Origin of the sequence: Microcoleus sp. S13C4 (assembly GCF_036700865.1) — a bacterium.
Classification (GTDB): Bacteria; Cyanobacteriota; Cyanobacteriia; order Cyanobacteriales; family Microcoleaceae; genus Microcoleus.
The window spans coordinates 1-9,141 of sequence record NZ_JAUBPS010000121.1; the positions used below are offsets into that span (position 1 = coordinate 1).

Genomic DNA, 9,141 nt, shown 5'->3' on the forward strand with positions numbered 1-9,141 from the left:
TTCGTAATTCATATTATTAATCTAATTTTTTCTTTTATTTTACCTAGAACGAGCGCACTTTCGCAAGAGGTCTATTCCCTGTCTCATAGCCCAAGTCCTCTAAAAGAGGACTAAAGAATATAACTCATTAGTCCTCTTTTAGATATAAATTTAGCTTTTAGGTACTGAAGTTTTCAAGAGCCATTTATGAGGAATAAATTATTCATAAATGGCTATAAAAATTGATTAAAATCCCTGAGACGAGATAATACTACCTTGAAGATCGGTCACTCTTACATTTGCCACAAAGCCTACTATCTCGCCGGAATTCCTAACTTTAATTAAAGTGCCTTGACTCTCTATCGGTTGAGTATCGAATGCACCTGGCGGGGTAAATAGTTTGGCACTTTCTGGTGCATCATACCCAAATAAAACTGTCACGTTTGTCACGTATTGCAAGTCTACATCGGTAGCATTCAAACCGTCGGCCAATCCAATTCGATCGAAAGCGGGTCTGAAACCTACAATAAAATCGGCATTGTTGACATCTGTAACTCCGGGTTCTGCTTGGAGGACGTACAAATTGCTGCCCCCGATTTTAATTGAACTATTATTATCATCCAAAGCTCCTAAAATGTCGCGACCCAAACCTCCCACCAGAGTGTCATTTCCGTTACCGCTGACTAAAAAATCATTGCCTCTACCGCCCAAGAGAATATCATTTCCCGCACCACCTATCAGAAAATCTGCATCTTGACCGCCGCTGAGAGAGTCATTTCCCTCTTCTCCAATCAGGAAGTCTTTACCTTTTCCTCCGAATAAAGAATCGTTGCCCAAATCCCCGCTGATAATCTCTTCTCCTTCATTGCCATAAACCAAATCATTAGCTGTTGAGCCAGTAACGAAATCGTCACCGGCAAGCATCCAAGCTCCTAAAGGAAAATTAGCTGCATCTGCGATCGACAAAGTAACAAATTCGGATGTATTGTCGCCAATTGATCGTCTAGATTCTGACGGATCGGGTTGTAAAGCCATAAAAAAAATCCTCTTAACACTTGACTTAAATCTTAAGCAACCCCGATGGAAAAATCATTCGTTCTACCCACAGACTTGATTAAGTATGAGGTGCAAAATAGATTGCGGGAAAGTGCAAAGTATGTGAATCTGTAGAGTAGATGGTTCACTTCCATCAGTTTTGAGATAGAGAAGATAACTCGGCGGTTGAAACCGCGTCTACACAAACAAAGTCGGCCGGCGCCGACTAAAGAATAAAGATCGTTTCCGATTGCATCGGAATTATTAGTATCGGAAATTAGGAGACGGCAGTGCCGTCTCCTCTATCATTCCGGTACAAACGGAATGGATAAAATTTAGGATAAAACTTAGGATAAAAACATTGAGCCGATCGCGCTATTCATAAAAACTTACTCTGCCTCCCCAATTAAAGTAAATGCCGCCCAATTTCGCGGCTGAGGATGGGTTTTCATCGTAGTTAACATTGCTTGCCGCAATGCCTGTGCTTTGTCGGGATTATTTTGCAAGTTTTGATAAAACGACTGCATCAATTCCGATGTCGGCGCATCGGGCACCGACCATAAAGAAACAATTACACTCGGTACTCCTGCCGAAATCAAAGCGCGCGACAAGCCAATCACTCCATCCCCGGTAATCCTGCCTTCTCCAGTGTTGCAAGCACTCAAAACGACTAAGCTTGCTTGCAGTTTCATGTCAAAAATCTCTTCTGCTGTTAATAAGCCGTCATCGCTACCAGAAGGAGCCATAGCGATCGCACTTCCCAATCCGCGCACATCATCCAGCAATCCATGTGTGGCCAGATGAATAATCGATGCTTGGGGCATTTTTTGGACGATCGCAGCTTTTGTCCCTTGAGCGCCTGTGATGGCTTGGGTTTTGAGCAGAGGCGCGATCGCTCTAGCTTCGGCTTCGGCCCCAGGTAGAGGAGACAATTGCTGTTTGGGCTCTCCGGGAGACAGAGACACGCTTGGCATCGTGGGATTGCCCAATACTAGAGCGTTACTGCTATTGGCTGGCTTCTGGACCAACTTCTGCCGTTGTTGTCGAGTCAAATCCAAAACTTGAATCGAGGGGGCGGTGAGAATGGTGTGTTTTTCGATTAAGTAAGTGCCATTGGCATCTTGCAGGGCGGGAAAGGGCACCTGGAAGAGCGAACCTTGGGGAATGAAAATGACATGAGCGTTGGGATCTTTGGGTAGGAGGCTGGCAATGGGATCGATTAGCAGTTGATGCAGTGTCGGTAAGTCGGGTTGGGGTTTGGCAAAACCAGTGCTGCTGCGACTGCGGACGGCGAGGAATTCTTGATTGCCAACGATCAAGTTGGTTAGGGAGGCGTTGTGTTTTTGCCAAAGGGGTTTGAGGTCAACTTGGCGGAACGTGATTTCGCCCGTGGGTTGAATCACCCAAACATAGAGCGCGGATTCTTGTGTTTCGCTTTTTCCCTGAATCTGGAAAACGTCGTAGATTATGGAATACTGCACCAAAGTGGCGTTCTGTGCTTTGGCGATTTGGCGGATTTGCTCCTGGCTGGGAGCAGTGGCTATAACCAAATTGGCAGAATCAGATGATAGGCGCTGTGTCAGGAGATCGACAAAGGCACGAGCACGTCCCCGTTCGGCAATTTCTAAGGCGGCGATCGGGTTATTCTGAGCCACCCGGACTTCTTGTAGAAGTTTATAGGTGCGAGCTTGTTCTTCAAAGATGGAGATTTTATTCGCGTCGTTGGAGCCGAGTATTTGACGCATCGATTCCCAAAATTGAATCCCATTGAGGAGCATTTTTTCAGCTTCTGTTAGGTTGCCAACCTTTAAGAACGCCGCTCCGAGGTTGTTGAGCGTCCAACCCTCCCCCGGGCGGTTTCTAGTTTCGCGGGCGATCGCTAAACTCTGCTGTGAATACTCAATGGCTTTGGTATAGTTGCCCAAATGGAAGTAAGTGACTCCCAAATTGCCCTGTGCATTCCCTTCCTCTCGGCGGTTTTTAGTTTCACGGGCGACGGCTAAACTCTGCTGTGAATACTCAATGGCTTTGGCATAGTTCCCCATAGAGCGGTAAGCACCTCCCAAAATGTCCAGTGCATTCCCTTCCTCTCGGCGGTTTTTAGTTTCACGGGCGATCGCTAAACTCTGCTGTGAATACTCAATGGCTTTGGTATAGTCCAGAGAGCTGTAAGCGAGTCCCAAATTGCTCAGTGCTACACCTTCCCCTTGGCGGTTTTTAGTTTCACGGGCGATCGCTAAACTCTGCTGTGAATACTCAATGGCTTCGGCATAGTTGCCCAAATGGAAGTAAGTGACTCCCAAATTGCCCAGTGCACTCCCTTCCTCTTTACGGTTTTTAAGTTCGCGGGCGATCGCTAACTGCTGTTGTGAATACTCAATGGCTTTGGTATAGTTGCCCAGAGAATGGTAAGCGGCTCTCAAATTGCCCAGTGCATTCCCTTCTCGCGGGCGGTCTTTAATTTCGCGGGCGATCGCTAACTGTTGTTGTGAATACTCAATGGCTTCGGCATAGTTGCCCAGAGAGCCGTAAGCGATTCCCAAAATGCCCAGTGCTATACCTTCCCCTTCGCGGTCTTTAATTTCGCGGGCGATGGCTAAAGTCTGCTGTGCATACTCAATGGCTTTGGTATTGTTGCCCAGAGAGCCGTAAGCGGCTCCCAAATTGCCTAGTGCTGCACCTTCCCCTTCGCGGTCTTTAATTTCGCGGGCGATCGCTAACTGCTGTTGTGAATACTCAATGGCTTTGGCATCGTTGCCCAGAGAGCCGTAAGTGCCTCCCAAATTGCCCAGTGCCACACCTTCATTTTGGCGGTCTCTAATTTCACGAGCAATCGCTAACTGTTGCTGCATATACTCAATGGCTTTAGCATAGTTGCCCAGAGAGCGGTAAGCGGCTCCCAAATTGCCTAGTGCATTCCCTTCCCCTTGGCGGTTTTTGAGGGCGCGATAAATTTGGAGTGCCTGTTGCCAAGAATTCAGCGCTGCTGGGAATTGGCGAGTCTGATACTGTTGAAGCCCCTGCTGCATTAGCCGATCGGCCTGGGTTTTAGAATCCATAGTTTGAGCAACGCCTGGAAGTAGAGAGTGCAGGGGAATATAAAAAGCAACAGATAAAAGGCAAAAGGCTAGGGGAAAGAGAAAGCCCGATCGCACTTTACGATTGCTGGATTTAAGCAGTTTTAGCGAGAAAGGCTGCATGGGATTTTAGGGTTTGGGTTGCGGGGGTTGGCGCTGTTGTTCGATCGCCCTAATTTGTCGCAATCGATCGCTCCAATCTTTCAAAGGTTCAGCTTCCGAACTAGCAAGAGCATCTAGCAATTCCAGCACAGCCGCTTGGTTTTGAGAAGTCTCAGAGGCTTTGCGCGCTTCGGCGATCGCGTCATACCACAGCCCGGCCTCGGCATACAGGTCGATCCGCTGTTGGGGAGTTTGCGCCGCTGCAAGTTGAGTCTGCAACGACGCAGCAGGTGCAACGACTTGGATTTCTGCCGCCGCCACCACATTTCTCGAAGGAACATTCGGATCGCAGACCAACACCACTTGCCACTGATAGGATTGCCCAATCGACAGTTGGGGCAGATTTGAGGGCAAAGCAACCGACATGATTCCTGGCTGACTCTGCATCTCGGTTCTGTAGAGCAGTTGTCCCGTGCGAGTAAACAGCCTCAATTGCAGCGGACGAGGAGTGCGATCGGGTACAAACCAGGTAAAAGTGGGATGCCCGGAAATCGTCTCTCCCACATGACTAAACGGCACCAAGGCAGTCAATCTCGCCGATGAATTACCTTCACAACTGCCGCCGCGAGTGGTATTCGTCCCCGTGTCTTTCGGTTTAGAAGGGTTTTGAGGAGGAGTGTATTTTGCCAGCGCTACAGGAGCGATCCAGAACGAAACACTCAGCATTAAACTCGCAATGCCCGCAGAGTAAATGGTTCGACGCTTCAATCCGTGAGTCATCATCGCAATGCCCTCTGTAACTATTTCTACAGTAATCAACAATACACAAACACAATAGAGGACTGCCCGCAAGCTTCGTTTGCGGGAAGGTGCAAAGATATAGCAAGTGTGATATCAATTCCAGTTGGATCGGAATGATTTAACCGCAGAGAACGCAGAGAACACAGAGGAAGAGAAGAGAGAGATGAATAATTCGGATGCTAACTCTGAGGAACCAATTACCAGAACCAGCGCCGTTTGGCTGACCAAGTTAACTCGCACACTGTCCCCCTCGGTACATTTGGGTAGCGCCGAAATGTTCCCCCTAATTGTTTCGCTAAATTGTTTGCCAATTGCGTTCCTAATCCTGAAGCTTGGAGTTTAGAGTTTAGATATTGAGTTGTCTCCCTGTCCCTGTTCGTTTCACCGGAACTCAGCGCTTCTGCGTCAGACGGGTTCTCCCTGCCATTATCCGCCACCCGAATCACCTGCCGATCGCCCTCCTGAGTGCAAATTACGGTCAAGCGAGTGGCTTCGATCGCGTGTTTCCCCACATTGCAGAGCGCTTCTTCCAGAAAGCGGCAGAGTGCTCGCTTGTGTTCCAACCGCAGATGCGAGGTGTTCAAGGGATCGAACTGTACAATTTTGAATTTGATAGTTGTGAGGTAGGGCAGTTCTTGTTCTAGCGTGTTGCAATATATCTTGTAGAGCAATTCATGCAGCGGGGCTTGCAGGGCCAATTCGATCGCGCTTCCCATGCGAAGATGCGGTTCATCCGCGATCGCATCTCGCTGCACCGATCCGTAAACCGCCCGTAATTCTTCATTCAGGCGTTGCAACTCGGGTAAAAATGGCGACGGTGTGGCTTCTCCCTGAGCGGTTCTCAAAATTCCCACCAATGTTTGTAACGGGCCGCTGTGAATGGCATTAAACGTCTGTTCGATCGCAAATTGACGTTCCTCTAACCGCAGTCGGAGTTCCTGTTCGTGGCGATAAAAAAACGCTGCCATCAAGCCAGCCCCATTCAACACCAGCACCAACAACACAGGTACGATCGGCACCCACCACCCCAACAGAATGAGCCAGTAACAAAGCGCGATCGGGCTGATACTGGCGATTAAGAACCCCAACAAAATTTTCCAGGGCGATCGCAGAAATCGTCCCAAACTCATCCCCAAGAGTCCCCAGACCCCAATCCAGAGCATTTCCCAGCCATCCGCCCAAACCCGAAGCAACGATCGGCGATCAAGCACCGCGCTCAGGATCTGGCTGGTGGCGTGGGCCTGCATTTCGACTCCGTAAATCCGTCCGGGATTGATGCCTGCGATCGCACCTGAACTTGCCAGATCCTTCGCACTAAAAGACATCATCCCAATCAACACAATTTTGCCTCGAATCCAATCCGGGTTGACCTGTCCCGATTTGATTTGCGAGAGAGAAAGCACGCGAAACGGTATCCCACTGCGAACATTCAGCAAAATCTGGTTGCCGCCTGCATCCGCCCGCACATATCCGCCGGAATTGGGTTGAAGCCTGGTTAACTCAGTATTACCAAACCGCAAGGCATTGCGATCTTGGATGCCATTTTCTAACGCAATACCTTTTGTGGCGAGATAGCGTTCCGCCAGTCGCAGGGAAAACGAAAAACGGTATTCCTGCTGGTGGTTGTGAGCGCCCAATAAACTGCGGCGCTGATAGCCATCGGCATCCAGAACGGTATCTGCAAAGCCAATTTGTTCTGGTGGTAGCGCGGGCGGAGGTGCGACGATAAAGCCACTGCGATCGGGCAAAGCAATCTCCACTCCGATCGTATTCTTGCTGCTGCGAAACACCGATGTTAGTTCAGCATTACCCGGCTCAACCGGAATATCGCGGACAATATCCAGCCCGATCGCAGTCGGTTGATAGGCCTGCAAGCGTTTAAGCAAATCGGCAATTTCGCGATCGGGAATCGGATAAGTTCTGGCGCGTTGAATATCTTCCTCGGTGATACTTACGATTACAATCCTTTCATCTATTGGCTCAGGGGGACGCAGCCGCAGAAATCGATCGAACGTCACCAACTCTAAAAACTGAAGCGCACCCGTGAATCGAGCGATCGTCACAGCGACAATCACCATCACCCCTGGAAGCGCTCCTCGTCCCCAAGTCGTGACATCCGCTTTCACTGCTTGCCATCGATCGCGCTTCACTAATCAATCAATCCTTGTTCCCTAGCTCGCACTTCCGTTTGAATCCGCAGGTTCTTATCATCATCCTTATACACCTCTAGCACATCTCGAATCTTAGTCCAGTAACACTGCACAGTGCGTTCAGAAACATTCATCCGTTTGGCGATCCCAGTATCCTGTAAGCTCTCTTGAAAAGCAAATTGCAACACCTGCATCCAGGCGGGTTTGAGTTGCAGCCCGTTGCGGATCTCTTTGGGTGTATAAATCCGCTCGTGCAGGGCCCAATCAACCATTGCCAGCAACTCTTCCATGGGCTTGCTCTTATCGACAACTGTGAAGCCGCCCATGTGATTGTCGATCGACGGTTTCAGCCAAACTAAAGTCCGAACATGGGCACTCTGCACCACAATATTCAGATTCGGATACTGCTCCATCAACGTTTTGAGGAGTTGAAGCCCTGAATTTGCTTGCGCTATTTCGCCGATCGTCTCTGGCATCACCAGATCCACAATCACCAAATCCGGGGTCATCTGCGCTATTTGCTCAAGGGCTGCCTGAGCCGTCGAAGCCGTCAGAATGTCGGCCTCTGGATATTCTTGCTTCAGAATGTTAAGCGTGCCGCCTAACACCATCGCATGGTCATCCACAACTAAAAATGTTCGTTTCTCCGGTTGAGGTAAAGTCTGGGGCATAGTTGATTCGTTCCCACACAACATCGTCAGTTTAGGTAATCCGTCAACCCATTTTAGATATGGGATTTACGATTTTCGATTTTTGACCTAGTTGAAACTAGGGGCTTTAAACCGCTGAAATTCTCATTCAAAATCCCAAATCCTCAATCTAAAATCGTCTCGGTCATCTTCTTATAATAGAGGAACTACCTGGCTCCCGTCCTGCATCTGTCCGCCAACTGGGGTTGGGGATGTCCGCAACGAGAATTGCGCTAAAGCGCAGTTCTATTATAATCTAGGTGTCGAAGCAGGGAAAAGGATGATTTTATGGCGGCCGAAGGTTCGTATCAAGCCAGTACGTTCAATCTGGAATTGGAGGGAGAAATCCAGCGGTTAAAAGCTCAAGTTATCATCAGTTGGGGAAAGGAAGCGCGCACTTTAAAGTGGTTCGGTTTAGCCGACGCGATGAAGGTTTTGGAAGCAGGTAGCGGGTCGGGATTTTTCACCGAAAAACTGTTAGAATTGCTGCCAAACAGTTCGGTAACAGCGGTAGAAATTGACCCGGTACTGCACGAAAAAGCAGTAGGATATTTGCAGGACAAAGGGGGCGATCGAGTAGATCGCATCCAAGCATCGGTTGCGGATACTGGTTTGGCGGCTAACACTTTCGATTTTGCGATCGCCCGTTTGCTGTTCGTTCACCTCCCAGAGCCCGTCGCAGCAGCTAGAGAAATATTCCGCATCTTGAAACCGGGCGGCAAACTGGTGATTATTGATAACGATGCGGATCTGTTTTGGCTGACAAATCCGCCTTTGTCAGTCGAGATTGTCAGGGAGAAATTCAAGCAGGTGATAGCATCGCGGGGCGGCAATTTATCCGTCGGGCGAAATCTGTGCCGCATTCTCAAAGAAGCTGGGTTTGTTAGCGTTGATTTAGAAGCCGTTGTCAGCCACAGCGATATCACCGGAATTGAGGCGTTTCAACCTTTACTTGACTCCGGGCCCATTTTGCAAATGGTCAAACAAGGGTTGATTTCAGAGTCGGAAATAGAAAGCTATCTGGTTTCGCGGGATGAGTTTGTAGCTGCGGGCGATCGATCGATGATGAGTTTTTGGTTGATGGCGTGCGGGGAAAAAAATCCATAAAATTAAGACAAGTTTTTCACAAAACATTGATGTTCTGCCGCAGCAAAACCTCTAGCACTTTTGCTAAATTTCCCGATAACAAAGCAAACTTATCTAACAGTAAAACAGGAAAAACTTCAGCATAAATTACTGTAGTTTAGACTAAAAAATGATTGCAGCCAAAAGTAGCTGCCTTTGAATATCCGGCAAGCTGTTACTCAA

General features: G+C 48.6%; 6 protein-coding genes. 1 reads left to right on the forward strand and 5 read right to left on the reverse strand.

The genetic code is table 11. The features are described 5' to 3' along the window. Positions 1-225: 225 nt before the first annotated feature. From QT996_RS27440 to QT996_RS27460, 5 genes are all read right to left on the reverse strand, one after another. Positions 226-1,014: a calcium-binding protein gene (locus QT996_RS27440; RefSeq protein WP_333050558.1), complete on the reverse strand. Its 789-nt coding sequence runs from the start codon at positions 1,012-1,014 to the stop codon at positions 226-228. A gap of 389 nt (positions 1,015-1,403) precedes the next feature. Further along, positions 1,404-4,073, reverse strand: a complete 2,670-nt coding sequence (locus QT996_RS27445) for a CHAT domain-containing protein (protein ID WP_333050560.1) — start codon at positions 4,071-4,073, stop codon at positions 1,404-1,406. Between the two features lie 147 nt (positions 4,074-4,220). Continuing rightward, positions 4,221-5,015, reverse strand: coding sequence for a DUF928 domain-containing protein (locus QT996_RS27450; RefSeq protein ID WP_333050562.1), 795 nt, complete (start codon positions 5,013-5,015; stop codon positions 4,221-4,223). Between the two features lie 176 nt (positions 5,016-5,191). Beyond that, entirely contained in the window at positions 5,192-7,144 is a 1,953-nt protein-coding gene (locus QT996_RS27455) for a CHASE2 domain-containing protein (RefSeq protein ID WP_333050564.1), read from the reverse strand. Next, positions 7,144-7,815 carry a response regulator transcription factor gene (locus QT996_RS27460; protein WP_333050566.1) on the reverse strand — a complete coding sequence of 224 codons (672 nt, stop codon included), beginning with the start codon at positions 7,813-7,815 and terminating at the stop codon, positions 7,144-7,146. The genes QT996_RS27455 and QT996_RS27460 overlap by 1 nt, the downstream gene beginning before the upstream one ends. Before the next feature lie 306 nt (positions 7,816-8,121). Between QT996_RS27460 and QT996_RS27465 the strand changes: the two genes are divergently transcribed. Next, complete coding sequence (locus tag QT996_RS27465; RefSeq protein WP_333050568.1) at positions 8,122-8,940, forward strand: methyltransferase domain-containing protein; 819 nt, start codon at positions 8,122-8,124, stop codon at positions 8,938-8,940. The last annotated feature ends 201 nt before the right edge of the window (positions 8,941-9,141 follow it).